At 54.7% G+C, this 19,652-nt stretch carries 19 protein-coding genes; 10 read left to right on the forward strand and 9 right to left on the reverse strand.

Going from position 1 to position 19,652, the window contains the following annotated elements; genetic code table 11:
• The first annotated feature begins 195 nt into the window (after positions 1-195).
• Together edd and kdgA are read left to right on the forward strand one after the other, a co-directional pair.
• Complete coding sequence (edd, locus tag AB6731_RS02675; RefSeq protein ID WP_047744844.1) at positions 196-2,007, forward strand: phosphogluconate dehydratase; 1,812 nt, start codon at positions 196-198, stop codon at positions 2,005-2,007.
• Between the two features lie 39 nt (positions 2,008-2,046).
• The gene (kdgA, locus tag AB6731_RS02680; protein ID WP_020883402.1) at positions 2,047-2,688 is read left to right on the forward strand and encodes a bifunctional 4-hydroxy-2-oxoglutarate aldolase/2-dehydro-3-deoxy-phosphogluconate aldolase; all 642 of its coding nucleotides are present in this window, start codon (positions 2,047-2,049) and stop codon (positions 2,686-2,688) included.
• Positions 2,689-2,729: 41 nt separating this feature from the next.
• Here the strand turns inward: kdgA and purT are convergent, their stop codons facing one another.
• Positions 2,730-3,908 carry a formate-dependent phosphoribosylglycinamide formyltransferase gene (purT, locus tag AB6731_RS02685; RefSeq protein WP_032680777.1) on the reverse strand — a complete coding sequence of 393 codons (1,179 nt, stop codon included), beginning with the start codon at positions 3,906-3,908 and terminating at the stop codon, positions 2,730-2,732.
• A 170-nt stretch (positions 3,909-4,078) separates the two neighbouring features.
• Between purT and AB6731_RS02690 the strand changes: the two genes are divergently transcribed.
• Positions 4,079-4,729, forward strand: a complete 651-nt coding sequence (locus AB6731_RS02690) for a tellurite resistance TerB family protein (protein WP_020883404.1) — start codon at positions 4,079-4,081, stop codon at positions 4,727-4,729.
• Between the two features lie 85 nt (positions 4,730-4,814).
• Complete coding sequence (gene ptrB, locus AB6731_RS02695; protein WP_032678427.1) at positions 4,815-6,875, forward strand: oligopeptidase B; 2,061 nt, start codon at positions 4,815-4,817, stop codon at positions 6,873-6,875.
• Here the strand turns inward: ptrB and exoX are convergent.
• The 3 genes from exoX to AB6731_RS02710 form a co-directional block, all read right to left on the reverse strand.
• On the reverse strand, positions 6,872-7,534 hold the full coding sequence (gene exoX / locus AB6731_RS02700; protein ID WP_014170626.1) for an exodeoxyribonuclease X: 663 nt from the start codon (positions 7,532-7,534) through the stop codon (positions 6,872-6,874). The genes ptrB and exoX overlap by 4 nt on opposite strands.
• 24 nt (positions 7,535-7,558) lie before the next feature.
• Positions 7,559-8,209, reverse strand: a complete 651-nt coding sequence (locus tag AB6731_RS02705) for a carbon-nitrogen hydrolase family protein (protein ID WP_073396013.1) — start codon at positions 8,207-8,209, stop codon at positions 7,559-7,561.
• A gap of 109 nt (positions 8,210-8,318) precedes the next feature.
• Positions 8,319-8,549, reverse strand: coding sequence for a DNA polymerase III subunit theta (locus AB6731_RS02710; RefSeq protein ID WP_013096102.1), 231 nt, complete (start codon positions 8,547-8,549; stop codon positions 8,319-8,321).
• A gap of 137 nt (positions 8,550-8,686) precedes the next feature.
• Here AB6731_RS02710 and yobA point away from each other — a divergent pair, with 137 nt between their 5' ends.
• The 3 genes from yobA to AB6731_RS02725 are packed head-to-tail and all read left to right on the forward strand — an operon-like array spanning position 8,687 to position 10,284.
• Complete coding sequence (gene yobA, locus AB6731_RS02715; RefSeq protein ID WP_113656005.1) at positions 8,687-9,058, forward strand: CopC domain-containing protein YobA; 372 nt, start codon at positions 8,687-8,689, stop codon at positions 9,056-9,058.
• Position 9,059: 1 nt separating this feature from the next.
• A complete protein-coding gene (copD, locus tag AB6731_RS02720) occupies positions 9,060-9,929 on the forward strand; it encodes a copper homeostasis membrane protein CopD (protein WP_371005860.1) in 870 nt (289 codons plus the stop codon).
• A 16-nt stretch (positions 9,930-9,945) separates the two neighbouring features.
• Positions 9,946-10,284, forward strand: coding sequence for a YebY family protein (locus AB6731_RS02725; protein WP_014170622.1), 339 nt, complete (start codon positions 9,946-9,948; stop codon positions 10,282-10,284).
• A 406-nt stretch (positions 10,285-10,690) separates the two neighbouring features.
• Here AB6731_RS02725 and AB6731_RS02730 read toward each other — a convergent pair whose 3' ends face one another.
• Positions 10,691-11,632 carry a VirK/YbjX family protein gene (locus AB6731_RS02730; RefSeq protein WP_014170619.1) on the reverse strand — a complete coding sequence of 314 codons (942 nt, stop codon included), beginning with the start codon at positions 11,630-11,632 and terminating at the stop codon, positions 10,691-10,693.
• 167 nt (positions 11,633-11,799) lie between these two features.
• Between AB6731_RS02730 and pphA the strand changes: the two genes are divergently transcribed.
• Positions 11,800-12,444, forward strand: coding sequence for a protein-serine/threonine phosphatase (gene pphA, locus AB6731_RS02735; protein WP_252068458.1), 645 nt, complete (start codon positions 11,800-11,802; stop codon positions 12,442-12,444).
• 34 nt (positions 12,445-12,478) lie between these two features.
• On the opposite strand, the gene AB6731_RS02740 is transcribed toward pphA, so the two are convergent.
• From AB6731_RS02740 to yebS, 4 genes are all read right to left on the reverse strand, one after another.
• Positions 12,479-12,718 carry a YebV family protein gene (locus tag AB6731_RS02740; protein ID WP_020883412.1) on the reverse strand — a complete coding sequence of 80 codons (240 nt, stop codon included), beginning with the start codon at positions 12,716-12,718 and terminating at the stop codon, positions 12,479-12,481.
• A 105-nt stretch (positions 12,719-12,823) separates the two neighbouring features.
• Entirely contained in the window at positions 12,824-14,266 is a 1,443-nt protein-coding gene (gene rsmF / locus AB6731_RS02745; protein ID WP_371005861.1) for a 16S rRNA (cytosine(1407)-C(5))-methyltransferase RsmF, read from the reverse strand.
• 76 nt (positions 14,267-14,342) lie between these two features.
• A complete protein-coding gene (locus tag AB6731_RS02750) occupies positions 14,343-16,976 on the reverse strand; it encodes an MlaD family protein (RefSeq protein WP_371005862.1) in 2,634 nt (877 codons plus the stop codon).
• On the reverse strand, positions 16,945-18,228 hold the full coding sequence (yebS, locus tag AB6731_RS02755) for a membrane integrity lipid transport subunit YebS (RefSeq protein WP_020883415.1): 1,284 nt from the start codon (positions 18,226-18,228) through the stop codon (positions 16,945-16,947). Before yebS ends, AB6731_RS02750 begins: the two co-directional genes overlap by 32 nt.
• Before the next feature lie 132 nt (positions 18,229-18,360).
• On the opposite strand from yebS, the gene AB6731_RS02760 reads away from it, so the two are divergent.
• Positions 18,361-18,858, forward strand: a complete 498-nt coding sequence (locus tag AB6731_RS02760) for a GAF domain-containing protein (RefSeq protein WP_014170613.1) — start codon at positions 18,361-18,363, stop codon at positions 18,856-18,858.
• 96 nt (positions 18,859-18,954) lie between these two features.
• Positions 18,955-19,641, forward strand: a complete 687-nt coding sequence (proQ, locus tag AB6731_RS02765) for an RNA chaperone ProQ (RefSeq protein WP_014170612.1) — start codon at positions 18,955-18,957, stop codon at positions 19,639-19,641.
• Positions 19,642-19,652 lie beyond the last annotated feature (11 nt).

A 19,652-nucleotide genomic window follows, 5' to 3' on the forward strand; every position in this document is an offset into this window, starting at 1 on the left:
ATGATCTAACACAGCTCGTGGCACAATTTATAAACTTTTAAGCTCCGCGTGGATTCACCCGCGGAGCTTTTTTTATTACACTGCCGGAAGTGATTTTGCCCCTGAGCTCCGGACAGCAAGCGTTTCAGCGTTGTTAATAATCGCCAGCGACTTTGTAAACTCCCGAGCCCGGACAGATAAATTAGAGGAGCTTTTATGAATCCGACATTGTTACGCGTAACACAACGCATTATTGAGCGCTCGAAAGAGACCCGTTCTGCCTACCTCGCCCGGATTGAACAGGCTAAAAGTAATACCGTTCATCGCTCACAACTCGCCTGCGGTAACCTGGCGCACGGTTTCGCCGCCTGCCAGCCCGACGATAAAGCCTCGCTGAAAAGCATGCTGCGTAACAATATCGCCATCATTACCTCCTACAACGACATGCTTTCTGCGCATCAGCCGTACGAAGTGTATCCGGAGATCATCCGTAAAGCGCTGCACAGCGTCAATGCGGTAGGCCAGGTCGCGGGCGGCGTGCCGGCCATGTGCGACGGCGTGACGCAGGGTCAGGATGGGATGGAGCTCTCTCTGCTGAGCCGCGAAGTGATTGCGATGTCGGCCGCAGTGGGCCTGTCTCACAATATGTTTGATGGCGCGCTGTACCTCGGCGTGTGCGATAAAATCGTCCCGGGGCTGGCCATGGCAGCGCTGTCGTTCGGTCATCTGCCTGCGATCTTCGTGCCGTCAGGTCCGATGGCAAGCGGCCTGCCAAACAAAGAAAAAGTGCGTATCCGTCAGCTGTATGCGGAAGGTAAAGCAGACCGTCAGGCACTGCTGGAAGCGGAAGCCGCCTCCTACCATGCGCCGGGTACCTGTACTTTCTACGGTACGGCCAACACCAACCAGATGGTGGTGGAATTTATGGGGATGCAGCTTCCTGGGTCCTCTTTCATTCAGCCGGATGCGCCACTGCGTAAGGCCCTGACTGAAACAGCTGCCCGCCAGGTAACGCGTCTGACCGGTAACGGCAACGCGTGGATGCCGCTGGGTAAAATGGTCGACGAGAAAGTGATCGTCAACGGTATCGTTGCGCTGCTGGCAACCGGCGGTTCAACCAACCACACCATGCATCTGGTGGCGATGGCGCGCGCGGCGGGCATCCTGATTAACTGGGATGATTTCTCTGATATCTCGTCTGTGGTGCCACTGATGGCGCGCCTGTACCCGAACGGCCCGGCTGACATCAACCACTTCCAGGCTGCCGGTGGCGTGCCGGTGCTGATGCGCGAGCTGCTGAAAGGCGGTCTGCTGCATGAAGATGTGAACACCGTGGCGGGCTTTGGTTTGCAGCGTTATACCCATGAGCCGTGGCTCAATAACGGTGAGCTTGACTGGCGTGAAGGCGCCACCGCCTCGCTTGACGCACAGGTTATCGCCACCTTTGAACAACCTTTCTCTCGTCATGGCGGCACCAAAGTGCTCAGCGGTAACCTGGGGCGTGCGGTGATGAAAACCTCTGCCGTACCGGAAGAGAACCAGATTATCGAAGCGCCGGCCGTGGTGTTTGAAAGCCAGCATGACGTTTTGCCTGCGTTTGATGCCGGTCTGCTCGACAAAGATTGCGTCGTTGTGGTGCGCCATCAGGGGCCAAAAGCGAACGGGATGCCAGAATTACATAAACTTATGCCGCCACTTGGTGTATTATTGGACCGCCGTTTCAAAATTGCGTTAGTGACCGATGGACGCCTCTCTGGCGCATCAGGTAAAGTGCCTTCTGCCATCCACGTGACCCCGGAAGCTTACGACGGCGGTTTGCTGGCGAAAGTTCGTGATGGAGACATGATCCGCGTCAACGGTCAGACAGGTGAGTTAACCCTGCTGGTGGATGACGCTGAACTGGCGGCACGTAAGCCACATATTCCTGACCTGAGCGCATCGCGCGTGGGAACCGGACGCGAAATGTTTGGCGCGCTGCGTGAGAAACTCTCCGGTGCGGAGCAGGGCGCAACCTGTATTACGTTTTAAGACGACTTGATTTTATCGATCTGGCGAGAGAAAACTCTGATGAAAAACTGGAAAACAAGTGCAGAAGCAATCCTGACCACTGGCCCTGTCGTGCCGGTAATCGTGGTGAACAAGCTGGAACATGCTGTCCCGATGGCGAAAGCCCTGGTCGCGGGTGGTGTTCGTGTTCTGGAAGTGACTCTGCGTACCGCCTGCGCGATGGACGCTATTCGCGCTATCGCCAAAGAAGTGCCGGACGCGATCATCGGTGCGGGTACCGTACTGAACGCACAGCAGCTGGCTGACGTGACCGAAGCGGGCGCGCAGTTCGCTATCAGCCCTGGCCTGACCGAGCCGCTGCTGAAAGCTGCAACCGAAGGCACGATCCCTCTGATCCCGGGTATCAGCACCGTATCTGAACTGATGATGGGTATGGATTACGGCCTGAAAGAGTTCAAATTCTTCCCGGCTGAAGCTAACGGCGGCACCAAAGCGCTGCAGGCTATTGCGGGTCCATTCTCTCAGGTTCGCTTCTGCCCGACGGGTGGTATCTCTCCGGCAAACTACCGTGACTACCTGGCGCTGAAAAGTGTCCTGTGCATCGGTGGTTCATGGCTGGTTCCTGCGGATGCGCTGGAAGCAGGCGACTGGGATCGCATCACTAAACTGGCTCGCGAAGCGGTTGAAGGCGCGAAGCAGTAAGCGAAGACAGTATGAAAAACGGGCCTGCTGGCCCGTTTTTTTTATCCTGCAACCTTCACGTTCGCGGCGGCTGTTTTGGCTCTTGCCACAGCCTCATCCACGTTTTCACCGGTCGCTAGCGCCACGCCAAGGCGGCGCGTGCCGTCAATCTCCGGTTTCCCGAACAGACGAACCTGCAAGCCTGCACCCATAGCCCCTTCGACGTTATCAAAGGTGACGTTCTGGCTGGTTAATTGCGGCAGGATCACCGCCGAAGCCGCCGGGCCGTACTGACGAATGCCGCCAACGGGCAGGCCGAGGAAGGCGCGCACATGCAGGGCGAATTCAGAAAGGTCCTGTGAAATCAGCGTGACCATCCCGGTATCGTGCGGGCGAGGGGAGACTTCACTGAAAATTACCTCGTCGCCGCAGACAAACAGTTCCACGCCAAACAATCCGTAACCGCCCAGCGCCAGAACCACTTTACGGGCAATTTCCTGCGCACGTGCCAGCGCCAGGTCGCTCATCTGCTGCGGCTGCCAGGACTCACGATAGTCGCCATCTTCCTGACGGTGGCCAATCGGATCGCAGAAATGGACGCCATCAACGGCGCTGACCGTCAGCAGCGTGATTTCGAAATCAAACTTTACGACGCCTTCGATAATCACGCGACCGGCACCGGCACGTCCTCCCTGCTGGGCATACTCCCACGCCTTATCCAGAGTGCTGCTGTCGCGGATAAAGCTCTGTCCTTTACCGGAGGAACTCATGACGGGCTTAATGATGCACGGGTAGCCAATTTCGTCGACAGCCTGCAGGAAAGCGGCTTTATCGCCGGCAAAACGGTAGCCTGAGGTAGGTAAGGCCAGCTCTTCAGCCGCCAGACGACGAATGCCTTCGCGGTTCATGGTGAGTTTGGCCGCTTTTGCGCAGGGCACCACGCGCTGGCCTTCCTGCTCAAGGGCGATCAGCGTATCGGTGGCAATGGCTTCAATTTCGGGTACCACGAAATCCGGTTTCTCCTGCGTAATCAGCGTACGCAGGGCATCGCCATCCAGCATATTGATCACATAAGAACGGTGGGCGACATGCATGGCAGGTGCGTCAGCGTAACGATCCACTGCAATGACTTCCACGCCCAAACGCTGGCACTCAATGGCGACCTCTTTACCCAGTTCGCCCGATCCTAACAGCATCACACGCGTCGCCGCAGGTCGCAGCGCGGTTCCTAAACGAGTCATAACAATCCCCCTGAAAAAGTTGCGCGCATTATAAACGTAAACGTTTGCGTCTGTCTTGTTCAGGGCCCAAGAGCGGTTAAGAAATTTGCGCTTCTTTAGCCGTGGCAGACATTTCCTGACGCCTGCTCGCTTACGCTGGGAGACATATTCACCGTTAAGTGAGGGAAACCATGTCAGGCTGGCTAAATCAATTGCAATCCATGTTGGGGCAGAAAACGTCGTCATCCGGCGAGCAGGGGCTGAGCAAACTCCTGGTGCCGGGGGCGCTTGGCGGGCTGGCTGGACTGCTGGTTGCCAATAAATCCTCGCGTAAGTTACTGGCAAAGTATGGTACCGGCGCGCTGCTGGCGGGCGGCGGCGCTATTGCGGGTACCGTACTGTGGAACAAATACAAGGACAGAGTGCGGACCGCGCACAGCGACGAACCCCACTTTGGTGAGCAGACCTCGCCGCTGGATCTGCGTACCGAACGGCTCATCCTGGCGCTGGTGTTCGCGGCGAAAAGCGACGGGCACATTGATGACCAGGAACGATCGGCGATTGAGCAGCAACTGCGTGAGGCCGGTGTCGAAGAAAGGGGCAGAGCGCTGGTGGCGCAGGCCATCGAACAGCCACTCGAACCGCAGCGTCTGGCGCAAAGCGTGAAAAATGAGGAAGAGGCGCTTGAACTCTATTTTCTGAGCTGTGCCGCCATCGATATCGATCACTTTATGGAGCGCAGCTATCTCAATGCGCTGGGTGATGCCCTGAAGATCCCACAAGATGTCCGGGACGGGATCGAGAAGGATATTCAGGAGCAAAAACGGGCGTTACAGGGCTAACTGCCGCCGTCGCAGCCATGTTTCGCTTGCATCATGCGTGGGTTTTGCCAACCTTATAGGGTGTAAAACTCAAAAGAATGATGACATGCCACCGAAAGCCCGACGTACTCCTTATGCGATCACCACGCATGGCGATACGCGTATAGACAACTATTACTGGCTGCGGGACGACTCCCGTTCCCGGCCAGAAGTGCTCGACTATCTGCACGAGGAAAACGACTATGGCCGCAAGGTCATGTCCAGCCAGCAGGCGTTGCAGGACCAGCTGTTAAATGAAATGGTGCAGCGTATCCCCCAGCGCGATATTTCCGCGCCCTGGACCAAAAATGGCTATCGATATCGCCATATCTACGAACCTGGCAACGAGTACCCTATCTACCAGCGACAGTCGGTGTTATGCGCCGAATGGGATGAGTGGGACATCCTGCTGGATGCCAACCAGCGCGCCGCCCACAGCGAGTTTTATACCCTCGGCGGCATGTCCATCTCCCCCGATAACACCATTATGGCGCTGGCGGAGGATTACCTCTCCCGTCGTCAGTACGGTTTGCGTTTTCGCAACCTGGAAACCGGTAACTGGTATCCGGAAATGCTGGATAACGTTTCGCCTGACTTTGTCTGGGCGAATGATTCCGAAACGGTCTACTACGTCAAAAAGCATGCCTCCACGTTGCTGCCTTACCAGGTGTGGCGTCATACCGTTGGGACGGATTCTGCTGACGACGAACTGGTTTACGAAGAGAAAGACGAAACGTTTTATGTCAGCCTGCACAAAACCTCGTCCCGCCACTATGTGATTATCTTCCTGGCCAGCGCCACCACCTCTGAAGTTCTGCTTCTGGACGCCGAGCTACCTGATGCGCAGCCGCTGTGCTTCCTGCCGCGGCGTAAAGATCATGAATACAGCCTCGATCACTTCCAGCACAGCTTTTACCTGCGCTCTAATCGGGAGGGTAAAAACTTTGGCCTCTACAAAACCAAAGTACGCGATGAACGCAAGTGGGAAGTGTTAATCCCCGCCCGGGAGCAGGTGATGCTCGAAGGGTTTACGCTGTTCACCGACTGGCTGGTGGTTGAGGAGCGCCAGCGGGGGCTGACCAGCCTGCGGCAAATTAACCGCAAAACGCGGGAAGTGATCGGGATTGCGTTTGACGACCCGGCCTATGTTACGTGGATAGGGTTTAATCCTGAGCCGGAATCGTCGCGTCTGCGCTACGGCTACTCGTCTATGACCACGCCCGATACGCTCTTTGAGCTGGATATGGACACCGGGCAACGTCAGGTGCTTAAACAGTCCGAAGTGAAAGGGTTCGATTCCGACAACTACCGAAGCGAACACCTGTGGGTTACCGCCCGTGATGGCGTCGAGGTGCCGGTCTCGCTTGTTTATCATCGGGCGCATTTCCAGAAAGGTAAGAATCCGATTCTGGTTTACGGCTACGGCTCCTACGGCTCAAGCATGGACGCTGATTTCAGCAGCAGCCGGTTAAGTCTGCTGGATCGCGGTTTTGTGTTCGCCATTGCGCATGTTCGCGGCGGCGGGGAGTTGGGACAGCACTGGTATGAAGACGGGAAATTCCTGAAAAAGAAAAATACTTTCAATGATTATCTCGACGTCTGCGATGCGTTGATTGAGCAGGGCTATGGCGATCCTGGGCTTTGCTTTGGTATGGGCGGCAGCGCGGGAGGATTATTGATGGGGGCCGTCATCAATCAGCGTCCCGAACGCTTTAAAGGGATTATTGCGCAGGTGCCGTTTGTCGATGTGGTAACGACCATGCTGGATGAATCCATCCCGCTGACGACCGGAGAGTTTGAAGAGTGGGGCAACCCGCAGGATGAGATCTACTATCGCTACATGAAAGAGTACAGCCCGTACGACAATGTGGAAGCGAAAGCGTATCCGCACATGCTGGTGACCACCGGATTGCACGATTCACAGGTGCAATACTGGGAGCCTGCAAAATGGGTGGCGAAACTGCGGGAACTGAAAACCGACGACAACCTGCTGCTGCTGTGCACGGATATGGACTCCGGTCACGGCGGGAAATCGGGACGATTTAAATCTTACGAAGGCGTGGCACTGGAGTATGCGTTTTTGATTGGCCTGGCGCAGGAGACGCTGCCAGGCCGTGCGGAGCGTTAAGCTTCGCCAAGATAGTGCTTAAGCGTTAAACGCAGTTCCGGGCTCATCTTATCGAGGTTGTTATAGAGCCAGCGCAGATAGCCCGGATCTTTATCCGCAATATCGGAAACCGCCCGACCGCGGTATTTGCCAAAGGTGAAGGTAGTCAGCAACGCCGGACGCCCGGTAATGGTCGCCATATCATCAGGAGTCCAGCCGGAGTTATTCATAATATCAATGAGTAACGCGGCGGTGATGTAGCAGTCATACAAGGCGCGGTGGTGGTGCAGACCCTCCGGCGTTCTGACGCTCAGCTTACGGGATTTGTACAACGCCATATTGCTGTACTTAATCCCAGGCCAGAGACGACGCGCCAATTTCATCGTGCAAATCCATTCTCCGGGCATGTCGGGGAGCACCCGGCGGTCAAAACTGGCGTTGTGCGCGACGTACCACGGGCTACCGTAATAGTGGGGTATCACCTCTTCTATCCACGGTTTGTCCGCCACCATCGATTCTGTAATGCGATGAATAGCCATTGCCTGCGGGCTGATCGGGCGATCGGGACGTACCAGATGGCTCATTGGGTTGACTATTTTTCCATCAATCACGTCGACAGAAGCCACTTCCACTATTCCGCCCTGAAGATCGCAGGTTTCGGTATCGATGACGCGCAGCATTGAACTCTCCTGAGCCTAAAACGCCTAGCCTAAAGGAATGATATCGCCTTGCCAACCCTGTCTGCCAAGAGATCCGGTCAATAGCAGTTCACCTTTGTCCGCGCGGACGATCAACTGACCTTTTTCATCCCATAACGCGCTGCCGCCGCGTGCGTTCGCCATTAACACCGCAATGGCATATTTGTGTGCGAATCGCTGCAGAGTACTGATGGACTGCCGCCAGCGGCTATCTCCCACTGACTGGCAGCTGGTAAACAGCGTCGCCTGCGGGTCGAGATTTGGCGAATCAGCATGTGCATCGATGATCGTCAGCTGTTTATCACCCGGGATCAGGCTTGCACCGCGACCCTGAGGGTAGCGCAGGATGTTATGGCGAGAAGGGGTAAACAGGGCAAGGCCTTTCTGACGATGGCCATTCACGTCGAGCGGAAGCCCGGCAATAATAGTAATCCGGTATAATTTCGCGGCGTTTAGCAACGGGGCCAGCTGTTTATCATCGGGAGGGGCGGGGAGCGTCGTTGTCCCTGGGCCAGTTAATGAGAGCTCCGGGAATACCAGCAAATCGCACTGCTGTCGTGCCGCTTCGGCAATGAAACGGAGATGGTGCGCGACATGTTCATCTACACTGTGGTGCAGCCCGGCATACTGGGCCGCAGCAATATTCCATTGTGACATCGTGACTTCCTTTACACAGAGTCGCAGTGATTTAAGAATACACCTAATTTAATAAGGGTTTTCTTATCCTGCCATATTCCGCGTAAGGAAGTGTAACGACTCGTTAAGCTTATTTAACTTTAGGTTCGTACGGTAAACGAGAGAGGTTAACTGAGGCGAGACGATGCGCAATTAAGCGTTCGCGAAACCAGTCGCGCAGATGAGCAGGTTGCTCACGTTCAACCACTTCAGCCACGATGGGCATGTTGTAACGCTCTTTAAATGCGACGCCAGCGGCAGCGAGATCGACATTCACTTTATCCATCTCGTCCTGAGGAAGGGCGGCCAGATTGATCTTCATTACCTTCTCCTTTTTAGACGGCGGCAACGTTACCGCGATTGCTCGACGATGACAAGCAGAGGTGGGATGATCCTCGACTCGCTTATTATACAGAGTTATTCTTTGCCATACAGGCATAACAAAAAGGAATGATTGCGATGGGTTTATCCTCTTCCCGCGCGGCAGGCGCACTGGTCTTTTTGGCCTCTTGCGTGATGTCACCCTCCGTGCTGGCGCACGCTCACCTTAAACAACAGACTCCGGCAGCAGATAGCCTCGTGACGGCACCGCGCACGCTGACGCTGACGTTTTCAGAAGGTATTGAGCCCGGTTTTAGCGGTGTGGTGGTGACGGATGCACAAAAGCAGACCATCAGGACCGGTGCCGTTAAACGCGACGAGAAAGACAAGACGCAGCTGAATGTGTCGCTGGATCGCGAGTTGACGCCCGGAACCTACCAGGTTGACTGGCATGTGGTGTCGGTAGACGGCCACAAGACAAAAGGCAGTTATCACTTTAGCGTGAAATAGCATGCTGGCGATGTGCTACGTAGGGCTGCGCTTTCTCCATTTCGGCGCGTTAATGCTTATTTTTGGCAATGCGCTGTATAGCGTCTGGTTTGCTCCTTCCTCTCTGCAGCGGCTCATGTCCCGGCGTTTTCAGTCGCAGCAGAGAATGGCGGCGTTAATCAGCCTGGTGACAGCGCTCCTGATGTTTACGCTTCAGGGTGGGTTAATGGGGAATGGCTGGGGCGATGTCGTCAACCCCGACATCTGGCGTAGCGTGCTGGGGACGCAGTTTGGAAGCGTCTGGCTGTGGCAAATTATTCTCGCGGTCCTTACTGCCGGTACAGCATGGCTGGCACCGCATAAAGGCTCACGGCTGTTACTGCTCGCCATGGGACAGTTCATCCTGCTGGCGGGAGTAGGGCATGCGACAATGAACGAAGGCGCGGTGGGCGCATTACAACGTCTTAATCACGCTCTTCATGTGTTATGTGCTGCAACCTGGCTTGGCGGATTACTGCCGCTGCTGTTTTGCATGCGTCTGGCGAAAGGGCAGTGGCAGCCTGCCGCAATCTACACCATGATGCGCTTCTCACGCGTGGGGCATTACGCCGTAGCAGGCGTGGTGCTTACCGGCGTTTTCAATGCGTTGTTTATTCTGGGTATCGATATTCCCTGGCTGGCCCGTTACGTGCAATTTTTGTTGTTCAAATGTGCGCTGGTGGCTTTGATGGTGGTAATTGCGCTGGCAAATCGGTATTTTCTGGTGCCACGGTTTCGTGCGCAAAGCGGGCGAGAACAACAAATATTTATCAGAATGACACAAGCAGAAGTGGTGCTGGGTGCGCTGGTGCTGGCTACAGTCAGTCTGTTCGCAACCTGGGAACCCTTCTGACAAGGTTAACTATCCTATGAAAAAGACACTACTTTCTCTCATCTTGCTGGCCTGCACGGGGAGTGCCCTGGCCGCACCACAGGTCATTACCGTCAGCCGTTTTGAAGTGGGTAAGGACAAATGGGCGTTTAATCGTGAAGAGGTGATGCTGACCTGCCGTCCGGGGCACGCCTTGTATGCGATTAACCCAAGCACGCTGGTGCAATACCCTTTAAATGATGTCGCAGAGCAGCAGGTCGCCAGCGGCAAAAGCAGTGGACAGCCAATCAGCGTTATTCAGATTGATGATCCCGCGCATCCAGGGCAGAAGATGAGCCTGGCACCGTTTATCGAGCGTGCAGACACGCTTTGTTAATCTTCGGGTTTCCAATAAAAAACCGCAGATGCTTGCGAAAGCACTGCGGTTTTTCACTTTTAATGATGCTCATACGCTTTTTTTCCGGCCGCTTTAACTGAGGACTGGAAAACCTGGCGTCGTCATCTATTCTTAAAAGGCAAGGCGACTTAGCCTGCATTAATGCCAACTTTTAGCGCACGGCTCTCTCCCAAGAGCCATTTCCCTGGACCGAATACAGGAATCGTATTCGGTCTCTTTTTATCTGATTGAAAGCAAACGATTTATTCCTTTCACTGGCTCTTTCAGAAGGGACACGTTCAGTGATCCGCCTTCAACCATATCACAAAACGGCAGGCGTAAGTCCAGCCCTTTTTGCCGGTTTTGTTAAATTTTTGTGCAGAGTTGAAGAAAGCTCTCAGCGCGCTTAAAAGCGTGATTTTACCTCAGCCTCAATGCAGTCAAGCAGTTCAAAGCGACGGCGATATTCCGCCCGTTTTTTACTGGCGATATCTTCCAGGGATTTACGCTCCATCTGTAACGGCAGTTGCCAGCAGAAGGGGGAGATTTTCTTACCGTCCAGACTCGCCCAGAATTCGTCATAGCTGGCATGGAAATGACGGCCTTTGCTCAGGCGGTAACGCAGTGCGCGGAAAACGTGCCCCTCATCACCGACAGCAAAAATCGCCCGGACGGATGAATGTGCGGCCAGCTGGAAAACAACTTCCATCAGCACGCGTTTTGGAAACAGGCCATGGCAGGCGCGGGTCGCCAGTTTAATGGCGTCATGCGAGACGTTGCGACGTGGCCCCTGAAGCCCACCAATCACCAGCACTCGCTGCCCGTTGCTGCGGGCGACGCTAAACGTCAGGCTTGCGAGCACGGTATTCTCGCTGTCGCGCAGCCACAGCGTGCTTTCACCTTCCCGCTCGGCTTTGCCGGCAGAGGAGGCACTCACGGTATACGTCGCGTCGTTTTTTGCCTGAAATTGCACTATCGTCTGCTCTTGCGGGCTGGTCAGCGCGTTGGCGAGGGTGATATTTTTCAGGCTATCGACCCAGTGATAATGGCTGATGATAGCGTCAGCCCGATCGCCGGCCGTCAGGCCACGCATCAGATACTGCCGATGGGTTTTACTCGGTAAGGTAATTTGAGAGGCCAGCAGACGGTCAAAATCATCACGTCCTGAGAGCGTTTCCAGCACGCGATGGGTGGAAGACCAGAACAGGAGCGAGCGCAGCAGGAACTTCAGACGATACTCGCGCTTCTGCCAGATTGGACCCGGAACGCGTTTTCCTTTCACCAGCTCGGAAATGATATTTGTGCGATGCGGATAGAACACATCGTTGTGCAGGTGCATATTAGACACGTTAAGACCTCTCGTTTAATTCATGCCTTATTCTAAAGAGTCAGCAAAAAGGGATTAATAGCGCGCGGATCTTTATTTCCATTTGGTTTACCGTTCGTTTGGCTTTGTGAATGCTGCGCGTGTCAGCTGCAATTTCTGCTGCGTCTATACTTAAGCAAGGAGGTTTTATGTATCAGCGAATCGATGGTGGGAAGTGGCGGCACGTCTGGGTTGTCAGCGACATACATGGTTGTTTTCAGTGGCTCATGGATGAACTGAAACGCCGGCATTTTAATCCTTATGAGGATTTGCTTATTTCCGTAGGGGATGTAATTGACCGTGGCCCTGACAGTATTAAATGTTTACAGCTCATGAATGAAAAATGGTTTCGTGCAGTACGGGGCAACCATGAACAAATGGCTATCGACAGCCTTGATAATAATGATTTTGCACTCTGGACAATGAATGGCGGAATTTGGTTTACCCGCCTTGAGCACACACAGCAGCAGCTGGCGCTGACGTTACTTAATGCGTGTCGGGAACTGCCGCACATTATTGAGATAACCTGTGCAAACGGTTTGAATGTGATTGCTCACGCTGACTATCCCGCAGCGGAATACCGCTGGCAAAAACCCGTAAGCGCCCAGCACGTACTATGGGATCGCGACCGGCTGATGGGGTTTATGGTCGGGAAAGGGCAGGGGATCGGCGGTGCGGACCATTTCTGGTTCGGACATACGCCACTTGACCGGCGGTATGATTTTAATAACCTGCACTATATTGATACCGGCGCCGTTTTCGATGGTTACTTTACGCTGGCGCAGCTTCAGTAATAAATAACCCGCCTTCGGGCGGGTTCTCTTTAGGTCAGGCAAGACGCATGACCCAGGCATCGGATTGACTATCGTAATGCTCACGGTAAAGGACTGAGTGTTCTCCATCAAGTATTGCCGGTACGCTGGTATCGGCGTCCCAGGCATCCAGTTGCATGCACAAATCCGGATCGGATTTGCAGGGAATACTTAACGTTCGTTCGCCCTGTGCTTCGCCGCGCAATTCTGCGTCGTCGATTTCGAAAGCGCCAATACGCACGCTGGTTTTCGTCATATTGCTCTCCGGGTGTGTTATCAAAATCTGGTATGACCAGTATGGGCATCCATTTTTGATCGTAGACAAGGAGAGCAAAATCGCCAGTAAAAAAATGCGCTTTTTTCAGCCGGTGCGATCGTTACCGGTAAACAATCGCCCATCACGAACCAGCTCTCGCGGATAGCTGTTTTTCAGACGTGAGCCTACCTTTTTCGCCAGCCCTAACGGATAACCCTGATAGGTCACTACCACTTCATCATGCGATGGCGTGTTGTCCGGATATACATCACGGCCCCGGTACCACTCTTCGGCTTCCTGGTGCGTCAGGGCGAACGTATTCTCGCTGCCGGCGAGGGCGATAACAGCCTCATGCTGCCAGCGATAGCCTTTATTGTGCACTTCCGCCAGGCGGATCCCGATGCGGGAAAAACGTACCTTGCCGATAAGCGGCTCAATATTTGCCGGGAAAAGCCAAATCTCTTTATCGCGAATCCAAAGATGGCATGTTTCATCCCAGGCCAGCCCGACCTTAGCGGCGGCGGTAGTGACTTGCTCCGCCTCACGCCTTTTCATGGGGGCGAAGGGGAAATTGCCGACCTTAAACGTCGGGGCTGGCAGTGGCTCAACCGCCTGCGTTTTACGCAACCGTGCGACAAAAAAACCTTCGCAGTCATAAATCTGGGGGAAAACGTGCAGAAATCCTTCAGGCGTGACGGCTTCATTGGCTGAAGCGAACAAGCCGTTTAACGGCAGGAACTCGACGGCATCAGGGTATTGCGCCTTGAGCCACAGACAGACGTCCTCGTTCTCGTCACGGTTTAAGGTGCAGGTCGAATAAACCAATGTGCCACCGGGACGCAGGGCATGGAAGGCGCTGTCGATCAGTTCGCGCTGGGTGGCGGCAATCTCAAGGTTACTCTCCACAGACCAGTTTTTTAACGCATCAGGATCTTTACGCACCACCCCTTCGCCGGAGCAGGGCGCGTCCAGCAGGATGGCATCAAACGCTTCTGGCAGGGCTGCGCCAAATACGCGGCCATCGAAGTGCGTCAGGGCAACGTTATGGATCCCGCAGCGGCTGATGTTAGCGTGCAGAACTTTTACGCGACTGGCTGAAAACTCGTTGGCGAGAATGGCCCCGCGATTTCCCATCCTGGCGGCAATTTGCGTGGTTTTGGAGCCCGGCGCGGCAGCGACATCCATGACGCGTTCTGGCGTATTATCATCCGCAAACAGGGCGGCAACCGGCAGCATCGAGCTGGCTTCCTGGATATAAAACAGACCACTCAGATGTTCTGCGGTACTGCCCAATGGCAACGACGCTTCGTCATCCCGTTCAATCCAAAAACCTTCTGCACACCATGGTACTGGCGTCAGTTGCCAGTTATACGGCGAGACCAGCGCCAGAAAATCGGCGACGCTTATTTTCAGCGTGTTGACGCGAATACTCCGGCGCAACGGCCGCTGACAGGCGGCGATAAAATCGTCTAACGAGAGGTGAGAAGGAAGCGCCTCGCGCATCTGCGCCAGGAATTGTTCAGGAAGAAATACGGAGTTTTGAGCCACGTGCACACCACAGGGAAAAGTTCAGGGGCGCAGTGTAACATAAAGGCTCCGGTGCGTTGACACCGGAGCCCTGAGATTAACGCGGCAGGGCAGTGCCCCATTCACGCCACTCTTTCGGCTCGCTTTCGAGCAGCAGGAAGTGTTTGCCCGGTTGCGCTTTCGGCGCCAGCGGCGTCCCCGGTGGTGTAGCGAAAGCAATACCGCCACGAATGAACTGGTTGAAGGTGCCGGTTTTCACCACCCCGCCCGTCAGACCGAAGTCCAGTGAATAGCCGGAGGCCAGCCAGAACACCGAGTTATTACGCACCAGGTGCTGGTAACGATCGCTGATGCGTAATGCCACCATCACGCGGTCAGAGAGCGTACCGAGCGTCAGGCCCGTCACTGTACCCACCTCAATCCCGCGGAACAGCACCGGTGTGCCGATGTTCAGCGAGCCTGCTTCCGGCACTTCCACCACAATGCTCAGGCCATCCAGATAGCGAGAGTCAGTGATCGTGGCTTCCTGCAGTTCAAAGTCACGGCGAGCATTCCCTTTACCGGGTTCGACGTTGATATAAGGCTGCAGGATAGTGTCGAGGTGCTCAACGCCAGCGGCCGAAATCTGTGGCGTCACCACCGAGAAGCGGGAGCCTGAGCGGGCGAAGGTTTGAACATATTCCGGGTAGAGCACGGCGGTGGCCTGCACCTCGTTACGGGCGGTGATAAGCGTCAGCTTCTGGATCTGTCCGATATCAATACCCAGATAACGGATGGGCATCCCTTCCGCCAGCTTCCCTGCATCAAAAGCATGCAGGGTAATCTGTCCGCCAACGGCACGGGCAGCGGTTTCAGACGGGAAGAGAATACGCTTATCGCCTTTGCGCAGGTTTGCACCCGCACCGCTGAGGTTATCGAAGCTGATCGCTCCGCGCAGCGCACGTGAAAGCGGGGAGGTCTGCACGGTCAACCCGTTACCGTTAAGCTGCACTTTCGCACCACCTTCGGCCCAGAACACGCTATTCGGGGTGAGCAACTTGCGATACTCCGGTTTGATATGCAGTTCGATATCAAACGCGTCCGCATGAGGGCGTACGGCAATCACTTCCCCGACCTCAAACTTCCGGTACAGCACGACGGAGCCAGCCTGGACATCAGGAAGCGTCTCGGCGCTTAGCGTCAGTGTCGTGGTTGGGAGATCGCTCATGCTGTTTTCAATCGCTTTGTCCAGGTTGGCATACAGCGGATAACTGTCGCGCACCGGGCCTTTATTGCCCGGTAAAATGCGGATCCCGCCGTTAACCCATTCGCTGGCGCTGGCACCGAGGAACTCAACGCCGTCGAGGCCAACCTTCACGTCGACGCGGCTGTTCACCACAAATTTACTGTCGCCATGGACAAGGTCGCTGTATTGCGGATCGATAGCCACCGAGAAGCTCACGCCGTTTTCAGAGAGCGTACGCTCCAGTACCTGGCCCACCTGGACACCATGCAGAATCAGCGGCTGGCCGGCTTCGATACCGTAACTTTCAGGCGCGGTCAGTTTTACCGTTACGACGCCCGGTTTTTGAAGTAGCGCTTTATCTGCCGGCGCAACAACGAAACTGTTGCTGGGTTGACCTTCACCGGGGATCAGTTCAAACGTATTGCCGGTCAGAAGATTGCTCAGGCTGGTATCGTTCAGAGACAGTTTTGGGCTGCGCATCTCGATGCGCGTTTTTTCACGCAGGAGATCAACCACGCTCGGGTCGACGGTCATCTCACCGGTCACGGAACCGCCTGGATTGAGCGTCATTTTGGTGAGCTGCCCAACCTGCAATCCCTGATACATAAGCGGTGTGGAACCCGCTTTCAGCCCTTTAGCATCGGGCAGGGCGAGTTTGACGATCACGCCGCGCTGGCTGTGCGCCAGGTCAGCATACAATCCGAAGGTATCATCTGCCGTGGCCGGGCTGGAGTTTTCCGGAGAGTCGAAGGCAACGGCGCCGTTGACCAGTGCGGCCAGGCTCTCGAGCTTCACTTTGGCACCGCTCAGGCTGAGGTCAGCATCCACGCCGGAGACGTTCCAGAAACGGCTGCCTTTTTTCACCAGGTTAGTGAAGCGGCGATCGATTAACACATCAATCGTCACGCCCTGTTTATTCGGGTTGATGGCGTAATCATAAACGCGACCTACCGGAATTTTACGGTAATAAACCAGTGAGCCACTGTTGAGGGAACCCAAATCCGGTGCCTGCAGATGGATCATCAGATCGCCGTTATTCAGTCGGTATTTTGGTTGGGTATCCAGCGCAACAAAGTGATCCTGCGGTTCACCTTTACCCGGCATCATGCCGATGTAGTTACCGCCAACCAGTGCATCCAGCCCTGAAACACCCGCCAGAGAGGCCTTAGGCGTTACCAGCCAGAACTGCGTTTCGCTGCGCAGCGCATCCTGCATATCGGACTTAATGCTGGCGCGGACCTGAATTTTATTCAGCCCTTTTCCAAGGCTGATGTCCTGAACGGTACCCACCTCAACCCCCTGGAAGCGGACAGGGGTTCGCCCGGCCACAATGCCGTCGGCAGACTGGAAGTCAATGGTGATGGTGCTTCCGCGATCTTCATAGCTCGTCCAGATAAGCCAGCCTGCAATCATCAGGGCGATGACAGGCAGCAACCAGAATGGAGAAATGCGGCGTTTTGTTTTAATTCTCGCTTCAGTCGGCGAAGCGGGCGTTTCCTGACTCATGTGCATCCCAAAGTAAGCGGCTATCCAGCCATTCCACAGCAAGAATAGTCAATATCACCGCGGAGCCGAAATAAAAAGCTGCGGGTCCCATTGTAAAAGCTAATAACTGGTCGCGATTGATCAGCGACATCATCAACGAAATCACGAACAGATCCAACATCGACCAGCGGCCAATCCAGGTGACGAATCGCAAAAGCAGAATTCGGGTACGTAAACCTTGCTCACATTTGAAGTGAATACTCAGGAGCAGGGTAAACATCACCACCACTTTGGTAAACGGCACCAGAATACTGGCGATAAACACAATTGCCGCCACCCCCACGTTGCTGTGGGCGAGAGAGATGATCCCGGAGAGGATGGTATCCTCCTGGCGCCCACCATTCACGTAAATGATGGAAATCGGCAGCATATTGGCCGGGATCAAAAAGACCAGCGAGGCAATCAGCGCGGCCCAGCATTTTTGCAGACTGTTGTTGCGCCGCAGTCTCAGGGGAATATGACACCGCGGGCAACGGCCACGTGGGTCGGGCAAGCCAGTATAGTGACACCCCAGACAGACCCGGAGACTTTCATCCGGTCGCGTGGCCGGGCGCTGAGGGTAAAAGCGCTCCCAGAGCTGTTCGACGTTCAGATGAATGAGTGTGAGGATGCTGAGCAAGACCAGGCAAATAAATGCAAAGAGTCCGACCCCGGGCTGCAAGAATGCATAGTCCTGCACTTTTATGGACGCCACGCCGACGCCCACCAGGTAGATATCCAGCATGACCCACTCTTTCAGTTTGTCCAGCATCAGCAACACGGGGCGGAGATTCATCCCCAGAATGTTACCAAACCAAAGATAGGCAATGGCGGCGACCAGCACCAGCGGCGCGCCGACCGTACAGAACAGCACCATGGCGGCGGTGAGCGGGTCACCCTGGCGCGTCATCTGCCAGATCCCCTGCAGTACGTTGGCATCAATACGCACACCAAGCAGGTACAGCTTCAGCAGCGGTTCGCCCCAGGCAAACGGCATAAGAAGCAGCATGGTGATGGCCATCGCGGCGAGACGGGTCAGCGACCAGTCGCGTCCGTCGCGAATTTTAGCGTCGCAGCGGGGGCAAAAAGCACTTTCATGCGATTTCATCTTCGGCAACATAAAAAGCGTATCGCACTGCGGGCAACGCTGATAATGTGCACGAGGCAAAGCTTCGCTTACCGTATGGACAGTTATCTTTTTTGTCGGCGTAATTTTGGTTGTTTTTAAGGCCATCAGCTGCGCACAAATAAGTATTGTTGAACGTTATATTAACTCATGAACGGATTCATCTTGAGCATGAGCGCATTTAATGCTTATTTTAATAGGCTATGCGGTAATTTTGTAAGACAACTAAGTGATTGAATAATGAACAAAACAGAATTCTACGCGGATCTTAACCGCGATTTTAAGGCATTGATGGCGGGTGAGACCAGCTTCTTAGCCACTCTGGCAAATACTAGCGCATTGCTGTTTGAACGGCTATCAGACGTTAACTGGGCCGGCTTTTACCTTCTGGAAGGTGAAACGCTGGTGCTTGGCCCATTCCAGGGGAAAATTGCCTGCGTGCGTATTCCCGTAGGACGCGGTGTTTGTGGTACAGCGGTCGCGACTAATCAGGTACAGCGCGTCGAAGACGTCCATGCGTTTGACGGACACATTGCCTGTGACGCAGCCAGTAATTCTGAAATCGTTCTGCCTCTGGTGGTAAAAAATCAGATTATTGGCGTTCTGGATATCGACAGCACGGTCTTCAGTCGCTTCACAACCGAGGACGAACAAGGGCTGCGCGAGCTGGTGGCGAACCTCGAAAACGTTCTCGCCGCAACCGATTATCAAAAATTCTTTGCGAGCGTAGCAGGATAATCAACGGATAACGTAGCATTTACTGATAGCGTCATTATAATGACGCCTGTTCATGCCTGCGCTTGTTGGCAACGTCCGTTGTAATCAGGAAATTTCATGGAAAATCAACCTAAGTTGAATAGCAGTAAAGAAGTTATCGCATTTCTGGCCGAGCGTTTCCCACAGTGCTTCAGTGCTGAAGGTGAAGCTCGTCCCCTGAAAGTCGGTATTTTTCAGGATCTGGTGGCACGCGTTGAGGGGGAAATGAACCTCAGCAAAACTCAGCTTCGTTCCGCCTTACGTCTTTATACTTCGAGCTGGCGTTACTTGTACGGTATCAAAGCGGGCGCGACGCGTGTTGATCTTGACGGCAACCCTTGTGGTGAGCTGGACGAGCAGCACGTTGAGCACGCACGTAAACAGCTGGAAGAAGCCAAAGCACGCGTTCAGGCACAACGTGCAGAACAGCAAGCGAAAAAACGCGAAGCCGCAGCGGCAAACGGCCAGGAAGAAGCGCCTCGTCGTGAGCGTAAACCACGCCCAGCGCCGCGTCGTAACGATAATAACGATCGCAAACCGCGTGCTGACAAACCTGCAGCTAAAGCCCCGCGCGCCCCTCGTGAAGAGCCGCGCCATACGCCGGTTTCTGACATTAACGCCCTGAGCGTGGGTCAGGCACTGAAGGTGAAAGCGGGTAACAACGCAATGGACGCCACCGTACTGGAAATCACCAAAGATGGCGTTCGTGTACAGCTGACTTCTGGTATGTCAATGATTGTACGCGCAGAACACTTGTTGTTCTGAAACGGAGGCCA

The organism is Enterobacter sp. RCC_40, from assembly GCF_041360735.1.
Lineage (GTDB): Bacteria > Pseudomonadota > Gammaproteobacteria > Enterobacterales > Enterobacteriaceae > Enterobacter > Enterobacter ludwigii.

Excerpts from the sequence above, each read along its gene's own strand:
- edd (WP_047744844.1), top strand. The coding sequence starts at position 196 with ATGAATCCGACATTGTTACGCGTAACACAACGCATTATTGAGCGCTCG.
- kdgA (WP_020883402.1), top strand. The coding sequence starts at position 2,047 with ATGAAAAACTGGAAAACAAGTGCAGAAGCAATCCTGACCACTGGCCCT.
- purT (WP_032680777.1), bottom strand. The coding sequence starts at position 3,908 with ATGACTCGTTTAGGAACCGCGCTGCGACCTGCGGCGACGCGTGTGATG.
- AB6731_RS02690 (WP_020883404.1), top strand. The coding sequence starts at position 4,079 with ATGTCAGGCTGGCTAAATCAATTGCAATCCATGTTGGGGCAGAAAACG.
- ptrB (WP_032678427.1), top strand. The coding sequence starts at position 4,815 with ATGCCACCGAAAGCCCGACGTACTCCTTATGCGATCACCACGCATGGC.
- exoX (WP_014170626.1), bottom strand. The coding sequence starts at position 7,534 with ATGCTGCGCGTCATCGATACCGAAACCTGCGATCTTCAGGGCGGAATA.
- AB6731_RS02705 (WP_073396013.1), bottom strand. The coding sequence starts at position 8,209 with ATGTCACAATGGAATATTGCTGCGGCCCAGTATGCCGGGCTGCACCAC.
- AB6731_RS02710 (WP_013096102.1), bottom strand. The coding sequence starts at position 8,549 with ATGAAGATCAATCTGGCCGCCCTTCCTCAGGACGAGATGGATAAAGTG.
- yobA (WP_113656005.1), top strand. The coding sequence starts at position 8,687 with ATGGGTTTATCCTCTTCCCGCGCGGCAGGCGCACTGGTCTTTTTGGCC.
- copD (WP_371005860.1), top strand. The coding sequence starts at position 9,060 with ATGCTGGCGATGTGCTACGTAGGGCTGCGCTTTCTCCATTTCGGCGCG.
- AB6731_RS02725 (WP_014170622.1), top strand. The coding sequence starts at position 9,946 with ATGAAAAAGACACTACTTTCTCTCATCTTGCTGGCCTGCACGGGGAGT.
- pphA (WP_252068458.1), top strand. The coding sequence starts at position 11,800 with ATGTATCAGCGAATCGATGGTGGGAAGTGGCGGCACGTCTGGGTTGTC.
- AB6731_RS02740 (WP_020883412.1), bottom strand. The coding sequence starts at position 12,718 with ATGACGAAAACCAGCGTGCGTATTGGCGCTTTCGAAATCGACGACGCA.
- AB6731_RS02750 (WP_371005862.1), bottom strand. The coding sequence starts at position 16,976 with ATGAGTCAGGAAACGCCCGCTTCGCCGACTGAAGCGAGAATTAAAACA.
- yebS (WP_020883415.1), bottom strand. The coding sequence starts at position 18,228 with ATGGCCTTAAAAACAACCAAAATTACGCCGACAAAAAAGATAACTGTC.
- AB6731_RS02760 (WP_014170613.1), top strand. The coding sequence starts at position 18,361 with ATGAACAAAACAGAATTCTACGCGGATCTTAACCGCGATTTTAAGGCA.
- proQ (WP_014170612.1), top strand. The coding sequence starts at position 18,955 with ATGGAAAATCAACCTAAGTTGAATAGCAGTAAAGAAGTTATCGCATTT.